The organism is Xanthobacter tagetidis (assembly GCF_003667445.1).
Taxonomy (GTDB): Bacteria; Pseudomonadota; Alphaproteobacteria; order Rhizobiales; family Xanthobacteraceae; genus Xanthobacter; species Xanthobacter tagetidis.
The window spans coordinates 159,989-177,521 of the sequence record NZ_RCTF01000004.1 but is presented as its reverse complement, the minus strand read 5'-3'; the positions used below and the strand labels follow the sequence as shown (position 1 = coordinate 177,521).

The following is a 17,533-nucleotide window of genomic DNA, read 5'->3' as shown; positions in this document are numbered from 1 at the left end:
GTCCTAACTCTGGCCGCCCATGCCCCCCGCCGCGCGAATCCTCAAGCTCCAGCTCACCCGCTTCCGCTCCTATGCGGCGGCGCAGGTGAGCGTCGGCGCGGGTCCCATCGTCCTCACCGGGCCGAACGGCGCGGGCAAGACCAATGTCCTTGAAGCCATCTCGTTCCTCTCGCCCGGCCGCGGCCTGAGGCGCGCGCAGCTTCCCGACGCGGCTTACGCGGAGGCGGGGGAGGGGGCGCAGGCCTCGGGGGGCTGGGCCGTCTCGGCGCTGGTGGACGGCGCGCTCGGCGAGGCGCGGCTCGGCACAGGCATCGACGGCGGTCCGGACGGCGTGCAGCGCCGCTTCCGCATCGAGGGCGAGGCGGCCTCGTCCTCGGCATTCCTCGATCATCTCAAGGTGGTGTGGCTGACGCCGGAGATGGACGGCCTGTTCCTCGGCCCGCCCTCCGATCGCCGGCGCTATCTCGACCGGCTGGTGCTGGCGGTGGACAGCGCCCACGGCACGCGCGTCAACGCGCTGGAGCGGGCGCTGCGCTCGCGCAACCGCCTGCTGGAGGAGAACGGCGCCCCGCGCTTCCTCGACGCGGTGGAGCACGAGACGGCCGAGCTGGCGGTGGCGGTCGCGGCCGCGCGCCTGGAGACGGTGGAGCGCCTCGCCGCCGAGATCGCCGCCCACCGCGACGAGGCCTCGCCCTTCCCCCACGCGGAGATCACGCTCGACGGGGCGGTGGAGCGCCTCGTCGCCGAGCATCGCGCGGCCGTGGCCGAGGACCGCTACCGCGCCTTGCTCGCCGACAACCGCCCGCGCGATCGCGCGGCAGGCCGCACACTGGAGGGGCCGCACCTCACCGATTTCCTGGTGAGCCATGGCGTGAAGCGCCTGCCGGCCGCGCGCTGCTCCACCGGCGAGCAGAAGTCCCTGATGATCGGCCTCACCTTGTCCCATGCCCGCCTGGTGGCGGCCATGGGGGGGCTGACGCCGGTGCTGCTGCTGGACGACGTCGCCGCCTATCTCGACGCCGCGCGCCGCGCCGGCCTGTTCGAGGCGCTGGCGCGGCTTGGCGCGCAGGTCTGGATGACCGGAGCCGACCCCGCCGCCTTCGCGGCGCTGGAGGCGGCGGAACGCTTCATCGTCAGCCCGGGGCGGATCGTGCGGGACGCATAGGATGGCGTGCCGGGAGCACTGCGGTCTCCCCACCGTCGCCCTCCGGCTTGACCGGAGGGCCCATGGCCCGGCTCGGGAGCCATCCGCGGGGCATGGATGCTCCGGTCAAGCCGGAGCATGACGGCGGCTGGGGGCGGCCGCGGCGGCGCCTTGACCCGTTGCCGCGCTCCTTCGCCTTCTCGCGCTGCCCTGTGACCCCAAACTGCCGTCGCCCTCCTCCGGCGCGATTCACGGCCGCCTCCGGCCCACTCACTGCCCTGCGGCCCTCTCACTGCCGTCGCCCTCCGACTTGATCGGAGGGCCCACGCACCGCTTCCGCTTCCCGGCGCTCGGAAGGATGCTCCGGTCAAGCTGGAGCAGGACGGAGCGGGGGCCTTCGGCTGCAAAGAGTGGGCGAGTTGCGCGCTGGTTCCGCAAACGGCATCGCACCCTCCTGGCGCTCTCACATTCCCGCGATGTTCATTCGGGAAATCCTGTGGCGCCCGCGCCACCTGCGCGCCGGCGGCGGGTGCTAGGACATTTCGCATCTGCGAAGGCGGCACCGGTCGCGCTTTGCGGCGTTAACCTTAACGCCACCCAAACACGCTTGAATGCGCAGCGACGGGCGGCCTTCTGCCGCCGGCGTGCGTTGTGCGCGCAATGGCAAACCCGGAGTTCAGTTGGGCACCATGGCCAGCGATGACCCCATAACCTCCTCGCGCCTTTCCCGCCGCCTGTTCATGCTCGGCGCGCCGCTGGCGCTTGCCGCATGCCAGACCACCCAGCCGTCGGCGCGGGGGCCGGTCTATTCGTCCCATCTGGTGAGCATGTACGGCCCCGTCGAGGGCGAGCCCCATCCGGTGGACGCGGTGGACCTCGACGAGGTCGACCCTCAGTTCCTGCGCCAGGAGGTCGACTATTCCGGCGGCTACGCGCCGGGCACCATCGTGGTCGATATCGACAAGCGCTATCTCTATCTGGTCGAGCGGGGCGGCCGCGCCATCCGCTACGGCGTGGGCGTCGGCAAGCAGGGCTATTCCTTCAAGGGCTGGGCCACTATCCGGCGCAAGGAGAAGTGGCCGGGCTGGACTCCGACGACCAACATGATCCGCCTCCAGCCCGAGCGCTACGGCCCCTATGCCGGCGGCCTGCCGGGCGGCGAGGACAACCCGCTCGGCCCGCGCGCGCTCTATCTCTATGACGGCGACCGGGACACCATGTTCCGCATCCACGGCACCATCGAGCCGTGGAGCATCGGCAAGCAGGTGTCCTCCGGCTGCATCCGCCTGCTCAACCAGGACATCATCGACCTCTACGAGCGCGTGCCGCTCGGCACGCGGGTCATGGTGGTGGGCAGCGGCAGCGCCGGCGCCTGATCCCGTTCTGGGCCCAGGGGCGCGCCCGCACGCCGGGCGCGCAGTCTCCCGGAGTTGCGCGCTGGACAAGCCTTCCGGCTAATGATGAGCTTGAGCCAACCACAAGGCTCCGAGCGCGCGCCGCCGGAAGGGAGAGATGGTCCAGGCCTCCGTCGTCATCTTCGCGGCCCTCGGCTATATCGGGCTGCTGTTCGCCATTGCGAGCTTCGGAGACCGCATCCGGCCCGCATCGGCGCGGCGCGCCCCGCGCCCGCTGATCTATTCGCTGTCGCTGGCGGTCTACTGCACCTCCTGGACCTTCTTCGGCTCGGTCGGCTTCGCCACCACCCACGGCTTCGACTTCCTCACCATCTATCTCGGCCCGGTCATCGTCATGACCGTGGGCGCGCCGGTGTTCCTGCGCATCGTGCGGCTGGCGAAGGCGCACAACATCACCTCGGTGGCCGACTTCATCGCCGCGCGCTACGGCAAGAACCAGGGCATCGCCGCCTTGGTGGCGCTGGTCGCCATCGTCGGCGCCATCCCCTACATCTCGCTGCAGCTGAAGGCGGTCTCGGCCTCGCTGCTGGCCGTGCTCGGCCATTTCGCGGGCGATGCCTCGCACTTTTCGGTGGTGGGCGACCTCGCGCTGTTCGTCGCCTGCGCCATGGCGGCGTTCGCGGTGCTGTTCGGCACCCGCCATGCCGACGCCACCGAGCACCAGGACGGGCTGATGCTCGCCATCGCCACGGAATCGCTGGTGAAGCTCGCCGCGTTCCTGATGGTGGGCATCCTCGTCACCTTCTTCCTGTTCGGCGGCCCGGTGGACCTGTGGGACGCGGCGCGCAACGCGCAGGTGATCGGCCCGTTCGCCCAGGGCCTGTCGCTGGAGAACTGGATCACCATGACGGTGCTCTCGGCCGGCGCCTTCGTGCTGCTGCCGCGCCAGTTCCACGTGGCGGTGGTGGAGAACAAGGGCGAGAGCGAGATCCGCCGGGCGCGCTGGCTGTTCCCGCTCTACCTTGTGCTCATCAACCTGTTCGTGGTGCCGCTCGCGCTCGGGGGCATGACGCTGTTCCCGACCACCATCGTCGACAGCGACGTCTACGTGCTCGCGGTGCCGCTCTCGGCGGGCATGGAGGGGCTAGCGCTGTTCGCCTTCGTGGGCGGGCTCTCCGCCGCCACCGCCATGGTGATCGTGGAGAGCGTGGCGCTCTCGATCATGATCTCCAACGACCTCGTCATGCCGCTGCTGCTGCGCCGCCGCGCCGAGCGGACCGAGGAGGACAGCCAGCCGCGCGACATGATGGGCATCGTGCTGCTGGTGCGGCGCACCTCCATCTTCCTGACGCTGCTGCTCGCCTACCTCTATTACCGCACCACCGGCGAGGTGCAGCTGGCGCAGATCGGCCTGCTCTCCTTCGCCGCCATCGCCCAGGTGGGGCCGGCCTTCCTCGCCGGGCTCATCTGGCAGCGCGCCACCGCCAAGGGCGCCATGGCGGCGATCGTCGCCGGCATCGCCATCTGGGCCTACACGCTGCTGCTGCCGAGCCTCGCCGATGCCGGCCTGATCTCGCGCGGCTTCGTGGAGAACGGGCCGTTCGGGATCGCCTTGCTGCGGCCCACGGCGCTGCTCGGCATCCATGCCGGCTCGCTCGCCCACGGCGTGACCTGGAGCCTCGGCATCAACGCCTTGGTGCTGATCGTGGTGTCCTTCCTCACCCGCCCGAGCCAGATCGAGCGGGTGCAGGCCGGCCTGTTCATGATCCACAACGCCGACAAGCTGCCGCTGCGCCCGGCGTTCCGGCGCTGGCGCTCGTCGGTCACGGTGGGCGAGGTGATCGCCACGGTGGAGCGCTATCTGGGCGAGGCGCGGGCGAAGGCCGCGTTCGAGAACTTCGCCCGCATGCAGGGCATCCCGCTCGACGTCAACCGCGAGGCGGACGCGGGCACGGTGCGCTATGCCGAGCACCTGCTCGCCTCGGCGGTGGGCGCGGCCTCCTCGCGCCTCGTTCTGTCGCTGCTGCTGCGCAAGCGCGCGGTGTCCACCAAGGCGGCGCTGAAGCTGCTCGACGATGCCTCCGCCGCCATCCAGTACAATCGCGAGCTGCTCCAGAACGCCATCGACCATGTGGGCCAGGGCATCGCGGTGTTCGACAAGGACCTGCGCCTCGTGTGCTGGAACCGGCGCTTCGGCGACATGCTGGACCTGCCGGCGGACTGCTATGCGGTCGGCGTGCCGCTGCACGAGATCCTCGCCAGCGCCCCGGCCGAGCGCGAGGGCGCGCAGCTGCGCCCGGAAGAGCGCGTGGCGCGCTACGCCAATGCCAGCACCGCCTTCTCCGAGCGCCTGCACCAGCGCGGCACGGTGATCGAGGCGCGCTCGGACCCCATGCCGGACGGCGGCATCGCCGTGACCTACACCGACATCACCGCCTCGGTGGAGGCGGCGCTGGCGCTTGAGCGCGCCAACGAGACGCTGGAACGCCGCGTGCGCGAGCGCACCAAGGAGCTGGAGCGCCTCAACCATGCTTTGGAAAAGGCCAAGGCCGAGGCGGACGAGGCCAACATCTCCAAGACGCGGTTCCTCGCCGCCGCGAGCCACGACATCCTGCAGCCGCTCAACGCCGCCCGGCTCTATGTGACCAGCCTGGTGGAGCGCTCCAAGGGGCCGGAGGACCAGCGCCTCGCCGGCAATGTGGACGCCTCGCTGGAGGCGGTGGAGGAGATCCTCGGCGCGCTGCTCGACATCTCGCGCCTCGATTCGGGGGCCATGCGGCCGGAGATCGCCCCGTTCCGCATCGCCGACGTGCTGAAGCAGCTGGAGATGGAGTTCGCCCCGCTGGCGCGCGAGAAGGGCATCGACCTCGCCTTCGTGCCGTGCGGCCTCGCGGTGCGCTCGGACCGGCGGCTGCTGCGGCGCCTGCTGCAGAACTTCATCTCCAACGCCATCAAGTACACGCCCAAGGGCAAGGTGTTGGTGGGCTGCCGGCGCCTGAAGGGCAAGCTGCGCGTCGAGGTCTACGACACCGGCCTCGGCATTCCGAAGTCGAAGCACAAGCTGGTGTTCCAGGAGTTCCAGCGCCTCGACCGGGGCGCCCGCGAGGCGCGTGGCCTGGGGCTCGGCCTGTCCATCGTCGAGCGCATCGCCCGAGTGCTCGACCATTTGGTCGCCATGCGCTCGCAGCCGGGCAAGGGCTCGGTGTTCACCGTGGAACTGCCGATCGCGGTGCAGGTGCCGGAGGAGGTCCCAGTGCCGGCCGAGCCGGCGCGCGGCGGCGCGCGCCTCGACGGCCTCACCATCCTCGCCATCGACAACGAGCCCGCCATCCTGGAGGGCATGGAGCTGCTGCTCACCGGCTGGGGCTGCGAGGTCATCAAGGCCGCCGACGCGGTGGAAGCGCTGGAGCGGGTGCGGGACCTGCGCAAGCAGCCCGACTTCGCGCTGGTGGACTACCACCTCGACGACGGCAACGGCATCGACGCGGTGATGGCGCTGCGCTGGAAGCTCGGCAAGCTGCCGGCGGTGCTGATCACCGCCGACCGCTCGCGCAAGGTGCGGGAGGCGGCGAAGGCGGCCGAGATCACGGTGCTCAACAAGCCGCTGAAGCCCGCCGCCTTGCGCGCGGTGCTGGCGCAGGGCCGGCTCGCCCGCACCGCGGCGGAATGATCCGCGCCGCACCCTTGCGTGGTGCCGCCGCTCAGTCGGCGATCACCACCTGCGGCTCGCGGCCGATGAGCTTGGCGAGCTGGCGCAGCCGGCTCACCACTCGGTCGTTGATGAGCGCGGCGAGGGCCTGCGGCACGCTCAGCACAAGCTGGTCGCCCTGAACCTTCAGCGGCGTGCGCGGCAGGATGCCGGGCATGGCGGCCGACAGCAGATAGGCGACGCGCATGGCCGCGCCGAGGATGCGCGCGCGGTCCAGCATGCCGGTGGAGACGAGTTCCAGCACACGGGTGCCGTACTCGTCCTCGCCGAGGCCCATGTGGCGGAAATAGACCGCCAGCGCGATGTAGCCGCGGCCGGGGTGGTCCACGCCCACGAAGGCGGCATGGGCGATGATGTTGAGGCTCTGCTCGCCGCGATAGTCGGGATGGGCACGCCAGCCGATGTCCGCCAGAAGGCAGGCGGCGCGGCGCAGGCGCGCCTCCTCCTCGCTCTCCTCCAGCACCAGGGAGGAGGCGAAGAAGCCGTCGGTCCAGGTCACCAGCTCCTCGCCGTGGCGCGGGGCGCGCGAGCGCAGGAGGTTCAGTTCCGCGGCGGCGGCGATCAGCGGGTCCTCGCGCCGCGCCTCGGGGGTAAGCAGCGAATAGAGCAGGCCCTCGCGCACGCCCATGGCCGAGATCACCACCTCGGACGGGCGGCCGAGCCGCACCACGTTCTCCAGCACCAGCGCGCCGTAGGTGAGCAGGGGCCGGCGCGCGTCGGAGACGGTGTCGATATGGGCCAGCGCCTCCGGGTCGGCGCGATGGACGATGCGCGAGAAGTCCAGCGCCTCCTTGGCCGGCAGGGTGTAGCCGTGCATCACGTGCAGCGGATAGCCCTTCTGGAACATGTGGAGCCGCGCCAGCGCGCGCCACGTGCCGCCCACGGCGTAGAAGGTGCGCCCGGCGAGCTGGCTCAGCACGCCGGCCTCCGGCATGGTGTCGCGCACGATCTTCTCGGCCTTGCGCGGCGACTTCGACGAGCGGTCCTCAAGCGCGAGCCCGCCCAAAGGCAGGGTGATGCCGGCGCCGATCTTCTGGCCCTTCACGTCCACCAGTTCCAGCGAGCCGCCGCCGAGGTCGCCGACGATGCCGTCCGGCTGGTGCACGCCGGAGACCACGCCGCAGGCGGCCAGCTCCGCCTCGCGCTTGCCGGTGAGCAGCTCGATGGACACGCCGCAGATGGCCTCGCACTCGGCGATGAAGGCCGGGCCGTTCTGCGCATCGCGCGCGGCGGCGGTGGCGAGCGCCAGGACGCGGCCGACCCGCATGGCGTCGCACAGGGCCCGGAACCGGCGCAGCGCCGCGAAGGCGCGCTCCACCGCGTCCTGGGCGAGGCGGCCGGTGGAGAGCACTTCCCGGCCGAGGCCGCACAGCGCCTTCTCGTTGAAGATGGGTGTCGGCGCCCGCGTCAGGCCTTCATAGACCACGAGGCGCACCGAATTGGAGCCGATATCGATCACCGCGATCGGCGGGCCGGAGGCGAGGCGCCCCGGCGCGCCGTGCAGGTCGTCCGGCGCCTCAGCGGCGGACGAGGAGACTGCGCGGCGAAGAATCTTTGAGAGACTTTCCACGTCCAGACAAGCTCGGGTTCGTCATGAAATACTGGTGGGCGTTGAAGCGTTCCTCGCCCGGGCCGGGAACGATGCGCTCGGACGACCCGTCCGGCAACACCCGCCAGCTCTGCTCATTGTCGATCAGGTTGGCCACCATGATCTGGTCGAGAACCTGCTCATGCACGGTCGGGTTGGTAATGGGGCATAGTGTCTCGACGCGGCGGTCGAGGTTGCGCTGCATCAGGTCCGCCGAGGAGATGTAGACGATCGCCTGCGGGCTCGGCAATCCATGCCCGGCGCCGAAGCAGTAGATGCGCGAGTGCTCCAGGAACCGGCCGACGATCGACTTGACGCGGATGTTCTCCGAGAGCCCCGCGATGCCGGGCCTGAGGCAGCAGATGCCGCGCACCACGCAGTCCACCTTCACGCCCGCCTGGCTCGCCGCATAGAGCGCGTCGATGATCTCGGGGTCCACCAGCGAGTTGCACTTCAGCCAGATGGCCGCCGGCCGGCCGGCGCGGGCGTGGGCGATCTCCTCGGCGATGTTGTGCATCAGGCGCGGCTTCAGCGTGGTGGGGGAGACCGCCATCACGTCCAGCTCGCCCGGCGTCGCATAGCCGGTGATGAAGTTGAAGATGCGCGCCACATCCTGGGCGATCACCGGGTCGGCGGTGAAGAAGGAGAGGTCGGTATAGATGCGGGCGGTAATGGGGTGGTAGTTGCCGGTGCCCACATGTACATAGGTGGCGAGCGCGCCGCCCTCCCGGCGCACCGCCATGGAGAGCTTGCCGTGGGTCTTCAGCTCGATGAAGCCGAACACCACCTGCACGCCCGCACGCTCCAGGTCGCGCGCCCAGCGGATGTTGGCCTCCTCGTCGAAGCGCGCCTTCAGCTCCACCAGCGCGGTCACCGACTTGCCGGCCTCGGCGGCCTCGGCGAGGGCCTTCACGATGGGGCTGTCGGAGGAGGTGCGGTAGAGGGTCTGCTTGATGGCGACGACGTTGGGGTCGCGGGCGGCCTGGCGAAGGAACTGAACCACCACGTCAAAGGATTCATAAGGGTGGTGAACCAGAATGTCCTTCTCACGAATAGCGAGAAAGCAGTCTCCTCCGTGGTCGCGGATGCGTTCGGGAAATCGCGCATTGTAGGGCGGAAACTTGAGGTCCGGCCGGTCCACCGAGACGAGCTGCGAGAACTCGTTCATGGCGACCACGCCGTCGATGACGAAGATCTCGTCGTCGTTCACGCCCAGCTCGCGGGCGACGAAGTTGCGCAGTTCGTCCGGCATGGCGGCGTCGGCCTCCATGCGGATCACCTCGCCATAGCGGCGCTGCTTGAGCGCGGTCTCGAACAGGCGGACGAGGTCCTCGGCCTCCTCCTCGATTTCGAGGTCGCTGTCGCGGATCACCCGGAACACGCCCTGGCCCTTCACCGCATAGCCCGGGAACAGGCGCGCGATGAACAGGCCGATCATCTGCTCCAGCGTGACGAAGCGCATGGCGCCGGCGTCGTCCGGCAGGCGGATGAAGCGCTCGACCTTGGCCGGCACGCGGATCAGCGCGTTCATGCCCCGCCCGTCGCTCTCGCGCACCAGCTGGAGCGCCAGCGAGAAGCCCAGATTGGGGATGAAGGGGAAGGGGTGCGCCGGGTCGATGGCGAGCGGGGTGAGGACCGGGAAGACGTGATTGAGGAAGTGCTTCTCCAGCGCGTCGCGGTCGGCGCCCGAGGCATCCGCACCGTCCACCAGGACGATGCCGGCGCCGGCCAGCTCCTTGCGCAGCTCGCGCCAGCGCACCTGCTGGTCGGCGATCAGCTGGGCCGCGCCGGCCATGATCTTCACGAGCTGCTCGGAGGGGGTGAGGCCGTCCGGGCTCGGCGTCTGCACGCCCTCGCGCACCTGCTCCTTCAGGCCGGCGACACGGACCATGAAGAACTCGTCGAGATTGTTTGCCGAGATGGAGAGGAAGCGCAGCTGCTCCAGCAGCGGGTGGCTGCGGTTGGAGGCCTCCTCCATCACGCGCCGGTTGAAGTGCAGCCAGGAGAGCTCGCGGTTGATGAAGCGCTCCGGCGAGGCGGCGAGGTCGATTTCCTCGCGGGCGTCGTCCGCGGCGAATTCTTCCACCTGCGCCAAGGCTGCGACGTCGTTTGCGCTCATGCTGGGTCCCCCTTGCTCGGCCGGACCATGGCCGCCTTGCATGACCACTCTATGACGGCCGGCGGTGTCAGTCTTCGTCTTCGTTAGCAGCCAGTTCGCCCTGTTCCTTGAGCACCTGGGCGGCGAGCGCGCGCGTCACCGGGCGGGCGGCGGCGAGGGCGGCGGCGTCGATCGCCTCCACCACCCGCTTCGCCCCGGCCACCGAGCGCGGCGCCCGCAGGAGGAGGTATTGTACGGTGGCTTCATCCACCATCAGCTGGCGGTCGGCGAACAGCTTCACCAGCACCGCGGCGAGCAGCGCGTCGTCGGCGGGGGCGATCTCGAACACCGGAACGGTGCGCAGGCGCGAGGTGAGGTCGGCGGTGGCGAGGCGCAGCTGGGCCGGCGGCACGCGCGCGGTGATGAGCAGAAAGGCGTTCTGCTCGCGCGTCAGGTTCAGCAGGTGGAACAGCGCCGCCTCCTCGAAGGCGCCGGGCTCAAGGTCCTCCAGCACCAGCGCGCCGGTCGCGAGGGCGTCCGGCACGCCGGCCCGGTCGAGGGTCCGCGCCTCGATGGTGCGCGCGCCGGCGCGCTCGGCGAAGATGGCGGCGAGATGGCTCTTGCCGGCGCCCTCCGGGCCGACGAGGCACACCACACGCGCCGGCCAGTCGGGGAAGGCGTCGATCAGCGCGAGCGCGGCGGCGTTGCCCGGCGCGGCGAGGAAGTCCTCGCGTCGCAAGGCCGGCCGGCCGGGAAGCTGGAGCGGCAACTGGCGCGGGCGGGCGGATCGCGACATGGCGCTCAGGGCGCCCCGGCCGGGGGCGGCAGGAGGTCGTCCTCCTCGCCCCGGTAGATCGTGGAGTGCATGTACTGGCCGATGGCGAACCGCGTCAGCACCCCCACCGCGGCGGTGAGCGGCACCGCCAGCAGCAGCCCGACGAAGCCGAACAGGTAGCCGAACGCGAACAAGGCGAACATCAGCCAGACCGGGTGCACGCCGATGCTGTCGCCCACCAGCTTGGGATAGAGCACATAGCCCTCGATGGTCTGCCCGGCGATGAAGATGGCGACCACGGTGCCGATCATCCCCCAGTCCGGGAAGAACTGCACGATGGCGACGCCGATGGCGAGGATGAAGCCGGTGAGCGATCCCACATAGGGGATGAAGGAGATGATGCCCGAGACGATGCCGATCAGCAGGCCGAAATTCAGCCCGACCATGGAGAGCGAGACGGCGTAGAAGGTGCCGAGGATGAGGCACACCATCGCCTGGCCGCGCACGAAGCCGGCGATGGCGAGGTCCATGGAGCGTGCGAGGTGGTGCACCACCGGGCGGTGCGGGACCGGGACGAGGCGGTCCACATAGGCCACCATCGAGTCCCAGTCGCACAGGATGTAGAACATCACCACCGGCGTCACCACCAGCAGCGCGAACATGGAGATCAGCGCCTGCCCGCCGGACCACACCGAGGACAGCAGCCCCAGGAGGTAGGTCACGCTCTGGGACATGAGGTCGGAGATCGAGCGCTGCATGTCCGGCAGCCGGTCGCCGACGATGTGGGAGAGCCACTCCCGGTTCTCCTCGGTGACGAGGCCCTGGAGCCGCGTCACGTAGGATGGCAGACGCTGGATGAACTCGAACAGCTGGCTGGAGAGCACCGGCAGCAGCACGAGGAAGAACAGCATCACGAAGAACAGCATGATGCCGACGATGACGAGGCTCGACGGCATGCGGCCGATGCCGAGCCGCTCCAGGCGGATCACTACCGGATTGAGGAAATAGGCCAGCACGATGCCGGCGACGAACGGCAGCAGGACGCCCCGCAGCAGCCAGAGGACGAGGATCGTCGCCAGCAGCGCGCCGATCCAGAAGCCCACCTGAACCCTGCCGGCCATCGCGCCTCCTTGGGTCATGTGCCGCACCGCATCGCCTGTCGCTTCAGTTGCGTATCACATGCCGATACGTCAGGCACGCGCCGCGTCAGGCCGTCGCCGCGGCGCGCTGTCCCTGGGGATTGCGCAGCCGGCGCGGCGCGGCGGCTCACTTCGCCATGTGGCGCGTCCATTCCGCGAGATAGGCAGCGGCGGAAACACCCGTCAAGAGGCCCACCGCCACAAGGCCCAGCTCCATCAGCTGCGGCGCCTCGATGCCGAAGCCGGTGCTGGCGAGCACGAAGGCGGCGAAGCAGATCTGCGCCAGCGTGTTGGCCTTCGACACCAGCAGCGGGGCGATCGCCACCGGCCGGGCGAGCACCTGCGACAGCAGGACCGCGCCGACGATCAGCACGTCCCGCGTCACCACGGCGATGGCGATCCAGCTCGGCACCAGCGAGGTGGCCGCGAGCATGACATAGATCGAGACCAGCAGCGCCTTGTCGGCGAGCGGATCGAGATAGGAGCCGAGTTCGGTCTGCATGCCGAACTTCTTGGCGATCAGGCCGTCCAGCGCGTCGGAGATGCCCGCCACGACGAACAGCCAGAAGGCGAGCTGCGTGCGCTCCGACGCGATTGCCCAGATGACCACCGGCACCAGCAGGATGCGGATGAGGGTGATGATGTTCGGCAGGCTCACGCGGCGTTTCCCGGTCTTGCTCTTGCCGCCAGCATAAGCAGGGCGCTGGCCGGGCGGTAGGGTGGGCCGAGCTGCGTCAATCGCGGCGCACGGTCATGTTGCCGAAGGTCTGGCGGCTGGGCATGGCCTGGATGCGGTTGATGTTCACGTGGCGCGGCAGGGTGCAGGCGAAGAACACCTGCTCGGCGATGTCGGCGCCCGTCATGGGCTCGGCGCCGGCATAGACCTTCTGGGCGCGCCCGGCGTCGCCCTCGAAGCGCACCATGGAGAATTCGGTCTCCACCAGCCCCGGCTCGATGTTGGTGACGCGCACGCCGGTGCCAGCCACGTCCGCCCACAGGTTGAGCGAGAACTGCTTCACGAACGCCTTGGTGGCGCCGTAGACGTTGGCGCCGGGATAGGGGAATTCGCCGGCGATGGAGCCGGTGAGCACCACGTGGCCCTCCTTGCGGGCCACCATGGCCGGCAGGCAGGCGCGCACGGTGTAGAGCATGCCGTTGATGTTGGTCTCCACCATGGTGTCCCAGTTCGACAGGCTCGCCTGCTGCGACGGCTCCAGCCCCAGCGCGAGGCCGGCATTGGCGAACACCACGTTGTAGTCGGCGAACGGCGCCGGCAGGCCGGCGAAGGCGGCCTCGGTGGCCGCCGCGTCGCGCACGTCCAGCTCCACCGGCAGGATGCGCGCGCCCAATTCGTCGCGCAGCGCCTCCAGGCGATCCTTGCGCCGGCCCATCACCACCACCTGCGCCCCCGCGCCGGCGAAGCGGCGCACGGTGGCCTCGCCGATGCCCGAGGTGGCGCCGGTGACGACGACAGTGAGGGAACGGGGATCGAGCATGGCGGACATGAAGGGCTCCTTGGTCGGCGCCGGGGGGCGGGCGGGCTTCCCGCGCCCGGCTGCTGCGAACGGCACCTGGAAAGGGGCCGCGCGGCGCGAGCGGCCGGGGCGGAAGATGGTGGTGGGATAACGCGCATTAACCACTGCGTCCATCTATGCCGGCGTTGGGGTATTATTGTAGTCATGCGGTCATGGTGATGCCATGATCTCGGAAAAGGGTTCGCTCCTTGCACCGAGTGCAGGCGATGCGCGCATGGCGCGTCACGAGCCGAACGTTGTGAATGGCCATGGACGGGTTCCGATCTCGCTCTCGGGCGGTGGCGGTTCGGAGCTGAAATGGCTAGGGTTGCGGGGAACGTCCGGAGAGTGTGGATGAAGGTGGTCTATCTGGGGGCGGCGGTCGCTTCGGCGGTCGTTTTGGGCGGTTGCAGCACGGAACTCGACGGTTTCGGCGCGAAGCCCTCCGCCATGGACGCGAATCGCGCGATGACGGCGCCGACCGGCTCAGTGGAAAGCTCTTCCGCTCCGGTCGCGGTGTCGGCCGCTGCGACCGGCGCCATTACCACGCGCACCGCCGCCACCGTGCCTTTGACGCCTCCGCCCGCCAATCCCGGCGGCACCGCTTATGCCCCCTCCGCCGCCAAGGACCAGATGTCCGGCGCCTGGAACTTCAGCTGGGACAACGGCCGCAACACCTGTCCGCTGACGCTGTCCAACACCCGCGGCCTCAACGGCCTCGCCGCCCAGGCGGACGTTTCCTGCCCGAGCGAGATCTTCATGACCAAGGGCTGGGACATGATGGGTCCCGATCTGGTGCTGCAGAACCACCAGGGCAAGGTGACCGCCCGGCTCCAGCCCGCCGGCCCGAACATGTATGTCGGCACCATCATGGACACCAACCAGAAGGTTGCTCTGGTCCGCTGAGGCGCCGCGCGCCCGCGATCGCCAAAAGGCCCCCGGCGAGCCTCCCGGCTTTTCTGCACGTTCGAATGACGTCATCCCCCGCGCATCGTCATGCCCGGCATTGTGACAGGCATCCACGCCGTGCCGCCGACGCCTCGTTTTGGATGTGCGCACCCAGCCGCGCGGCGTGGATGGCCGGGACATCCCGGCCGTGACGGGCGGACCCGGAACACCCGCCCTGGCTGGCGATCCGTCCGGGACCCCGATGGCGCTCAGTGCGCCTCTTCCCAGTTCCTCGCGGCGCGGCCATCCACCTTCAGCGGCACCGCGAGCTCGACCGCCGGCGCGGGCGCGCTCTCCATCACGTGGCGCACCACGGGCAAGGTCGCTGCAGCCTCCGCCTCGCTCACCTCGAACACCAGTTCGTCGTGCACCTGGAGCAGCATGCGTGCGGAGAGCTTCGCCGCCGCCAGCGCATCTTCCATGCGCACCATGGCGCGGCGGATGATGTCGGCCGCCGTGCCCTGGAGCCGGGCATTGATGGCGGCGCGCTCGTTGAAGGCGCGGATGGAGGGGTTCTTCGCCGCGATGTCGGGATAGTGGCAGCGCCGGCCGAACAGCGTCTCCACATAGCCGTGCTCGCGGCAGAAGGTCTTGGTCTCCTCCATATAGTCGCGGATGCCGGGGAAGCGCTCGAAATAGCGCTTGATGTACTGCCCGGCTTCCTCGCGCGGGATGGAGAGCTGGTTGGCGAGCCCGAACGCCGAGATGCCGTAGATGATGCCGAAATTGATCGCCTTGGCGCGCCGGCGGATCTCGCCCGGCATGTCCTTCACCGGCACGTTGAACATCTCGGACGCGGTCATGGCGTGGATGTCGAGCCCGTCCTGGAACGCCTGCTTCAAGGCGGGAATGTCGGCGATCTCCGCGAGCAGCCTCAGCTCGATCTGCGAATAGTCCGCCGAGATGAGCAGGTTGCCCTCTTCCGCCACGAACGCGCGGCGGATGCGCCGCCCCTCCTCGGTGCGCACCGGGATGTTCTGCAGGTTCGGATCGGACGAGGACAGCCGGCCCGTGGTGGTGGCGGCGAGCGCGTAGGAGGTGTGGACGCGCTTGGTCTGCGGGTGCACGTAGTTCGGCAGCGCGTCGGTATAGGTGGAGCGCAGCTTGGCCAGCTGGCGCCATTCGAGGATCTTCTGCGGGAGCTTGTGGCCCTGCTCGGCCAGTTCTTCCAGGGCGGTTGCCTTGGTGGACCACATGCCGGTGGCGGTCTTGGTGCCGCCCGGCAGACCCATGCGGCCGAACAGGATGTCGCCCATCTGCTTGGGGCTGCCCACGTTCAGCCGCTCGCCGGCGAGCTCCGCGATCTCGTCCTCCACCCGCGCCGCGCCCTGGGCGAACTCCGAGGACAGGCGCGCCAGCATGGCCTTGTCGATGGCGATGCCGCGGCTCTCCATGCGCGCGAGAACCGCGATCAGCGGGCGCTCCAGGGTCTCGTAGACGGTGGTGCGGCCCTCGGCGGCGAGGCGGGGCTTGAGCACCTGCCACAGGCGCAGCGTCACGTCCGCGTCTTCGGCGGCATAGTCGGTGGCGGCCTGGAGCGGCACCTTGTCGAAGGTGATCTGGCCCTTGCCCTTGCCGGCCACCTCGGTGAAGGCGATGGGCTGGTGGCCGAGATGCAGCACCGAAAGCTCGTCCATGCCGTGGCCGTTGCGCCCGGCGTCGAGCGCGTAGGACATGCACATGGTGCAGTCGATGGGGGCGACCTGGATGCCGTGGCGCGCCAGCACCAGCTGGTCGTACTTCACGTTGTGGCCGATCTTCAGGACGCCCTTGTCCTCCAGCACGCCCTTGAGCGCGGCGATGGCCTCGTGGCTCGGGATCTGGCCCGGCAGGAGGCCTTCGCTGAACAGGCCGTCGCCTGCTCCCTGGTGCAGCAGCGGGATGTAGCAGGCCTCGTTGGGCGCGAGCGCCAGCGAGACGCCCACGAGGTCGGCCTGCATGGGATCGAGCGAATTGGTCTCGGTGTCGAAGGCGAGATAGCCCTGGTCCGCCGCCTTGGCGCACCAGGCCTTCAGCTCGGCGAGGTCGGTGAGCGCGCGGTAGGCCGTGCGGTCCACCGGCGTCGCCCGCGCCGCCTGGGCGCGGGTGCTGGCGAGGGCGGAGGGCGTGGGCGTGCCCGGCGCGGCCTTGGCCTGGCCCGGAGCGCCCGGCGCCGGTGCGCCTTCGTCGGCAGGCGCGGCGGCATCTTCGGCCGGCTCCGCCGCAGCGGGCGCGAACAGGCCGCCCGAGGGCGCGAGCCGCGCGTCGGCCTCCACCGCGCTCGCCTCGACGCCGTAGGCCTCCGCCACGCGGCGCGTGATGGTGGTGAATTCCATGGCCTTGAGGAAGGCGATGAGGCGCGCGGCGTCCGGCTGCTCCAGCACCAGATCGTCGAGCGGCACCTCGACCGACACGTCGCGCACCAGCGTCACGAGCTGCTTGGAGATGCGCGCCGCCTCGGCATTGCCGAGCAGCGATTCCCGGCGCTTGGGCTGCTTGATCTCGCCGGCGCGGGAAAGCAGCGTTTCGAGATCGCCATATTCGGCGATCAACTGGGCCGCGGTCTTGATGCCGATGCCGGGCACGCCGGGTACGTTGTCGGTCGAATCGCCCGCCAGCGCCTGGACGTCCGTGACCTTCTCGGGCGGCACGCCGAAATATTCCAGCACCTCGCCGACGCCGATGCGCCGCTCCGGCCGCGCCCCGCGCCCGCCGCTCTCGCCGGAAGCGGGATCGTACATGGCGACCTTCGGGCCGATGAGCTGCATCAGGTCCTTGTCGGCGGAGACGATGAGCACCTCCGCCCCGGCCTCGACCGCCTGCACCGCATAGGTGGCGATCAGGTCGTCCGCCTCGTAGCGCGACTGCTCCACCGGGATCAGGCCGAACGCGCGCACCGCCTCGCGCATGAGCGGAAACTGCGGGATCAGCTCGTCCGGCGGGTCGGATCGGTTGGCTTTGTAGGCGGGGTAGAGCTCCTTGCGGAAGCTGTCCTCCGACTTGTCGAAGATGATGGCGAGGTGGGTCGGGCGGATGCCGACCGCTCCGTCGCGCACGAACTGGAACAGCTTGGTGCAGAACAGCCGCACCGCCCCGGTGGGCAGCCGGTCGGAGCGGAAATTGTACTTCCGGTCCTGGTTGATGGACTGGAAATAGGCGCGGAAGACGAAGGAGGAGCCGTCCACCAGGAAGACGCGGTCACCGGGCTGGACGGGTCGGGGCGAAGGGGACATGGGCTTCCGCGCAAAAGGGGGATCGACGGCGCGCACGATGCCCGAGGGGGG

General features: G+C 69.8%; 11 protein-coding genes. 4 read left to right on the top strand and 7 right to left on the bottom strand.

Features of this window, described 5'->3' with window-relative positions; all coding sequences use genetic code 11:
* Positions 1 to 19: 19 nt before the first annotated feature.
* The 3 genes from recF to D9R14_RS06845 all read left to right on the top strand — a co-directional run bounded on the left by recF (position 20) and on the right by D9R14_RS06845 (position 6,169).
* Positions 20 to 1,165, top strand: coding sequence for a DNA replication/repair protein RecF (recF, locus tag D9R14_RS06855; protein WP_121622571.1), 1,146 nt, complete (start codon positions 20 to 22; stop codon positions 1,163 to 1,165).
* A gap of 668 nt (positions 1,166 to 1,833) precedes the next feature.
* Positions 1,834 to 2,520, top strand: coding sequence for a L,D-transpeptidase (locus D9R14_RS06850; RefSeq protein ID WP_121622570.1), 687 nt, complete (start codon positions 1,834 to 1,836; stop codon positions 2,518 to 2,520).
* A gap of 136 nt (positions 2,521 to 2,656) precedes the next feature.
* Positions 2,657 to 6,169 (top strand): hybrid sensor histidine kinase/response regulator, encoded by a 3,513-nt coding sequence (locus D9R14_RS06845; RefSeq protein WP_121622569.1) that lies wholly within the window; start codon positions 2,657 to 2,659, stop codon positions 6,167 to 6,169.
* A 31-nt stretch (positions 6,170 to 6,200) separates the two neighbouring features.
* Here D9R14_RS06845 and ppx read toward each other — a convergent pair whose 3' ends face one another.
* From ppx to D9R14_RS06815, 6 genes are all read right to left on the bottom strand, one after another.
* Positions 6,201 to 7,712 carry an exopolyphosphatase gene (gene ppx / locus D9R14_RS06840; RefSeq protein WP_121622679.1) on the bottom strand — a complete coding sequence of 504 codons (1,512 nt, stop codon included), beginning with the start codon at positions 7,710 to 7,712 and terminating at the stop codon, positions 6,201 to 6,203.
* A 13-nt stretch (positions 7,713 to 7,725) separates the two neighbouring features.
* A complete protein-coding gene (locus D9R14_RS06835; protein WP_184759507.1) occupies positions 7,726 to 9,915 on the bottom strand; it encodes an RNA degradosome polyphosphate kinase in 2,190 nt (729 codons plus the stop codon).
* A 67-nt stretch (positions 9,916 to 9,982) separates the two neighbouring features.
* The gene (locus tag D9R14_RS06830) at positions 9,983 to 10,690 is read right to left on the bottom strand and encodes a P-loop NTPase family protein (protein WP_121622567.1); all 708 of its coding nucleotides are present in this window, start codon (positions 10,688 to 10,690) and stop codon (positions 9,983 to 9,985) included.
* A gap of 5 nt (positions 10,691 to 10,695) precedes the next feature.
* Positions 10,696 to 11,790, bottom strand: a complete 1,095-nt coding sequence (locus D9R14_RS06825) for an AI-2E family transporter (protein WP_121622566.1) — start codon at positions 11,788 to 11,790, stop codon at positions 10,696 to 10,698.
* 145 nt (positions 11,791 to 11,935) lie between these two features.
* The gene (locus D9R14_RS06820; protein ID WP_121622565.1) at positions 11,936 to 12,466 is read right to left on the bottom strand and encodes a CDP-alcohol phosphatidyltransferase family protein; all 531 of its coding nucleotides are present in this window, start codon (positions 12,464 to 12,466) and stop codon (positions 11,936 to 11,938) included.
* A gap of 76 nt (positions 12,467 to 12,542) precedes the next feature.
* A complete protein-coding gene (locus tag D9R14_RS06815; RefSeq protein ID WP_121622678.1) occupies positions 12,543 to 13,313 on the bottom strand; it encodes an SDR family NAD(P)-dependent oxidoreductase in 771 nt (256 codons plus the stop codon).
* 363 nt (positions 13,314 to 13,676) lie between these two features.
* Here D9R14_RS06815 and D9R14_RS06810 point away from each other — a divergent pair, with 363 nt between their 5' ends.
* The gene (locus D9R14_RS06810) at positions 13,677 to 14,228 is read left to right on the top strand and encodes a protease inhibitor Inh/omp19 family protein (protein ID WP_121622564.1); all 552 of its coding nucleotides are present in this window, start codon (positions 13,677 to 13,679) and stop codon (positions 14,226 to 14,228) included.
* A gap of 251 nt (positions 14,229 to 14,479) precedes the next feature.
* On the opposite strand, the gene polA is transcribed toward D9R14_RS06810, so the two are convergent.
* Entirely contained in the window at positions 14,480 to 17,482 is a 3,003-nt protein-coding gene (polA, locus tag D9R14_RS06805; RefSeq protein WP_121622677.1) for a DNA polymerase I, read from the bottom strand.
* Positions 17,483 to 17,533: the final 51 nt, after the last annotated feature.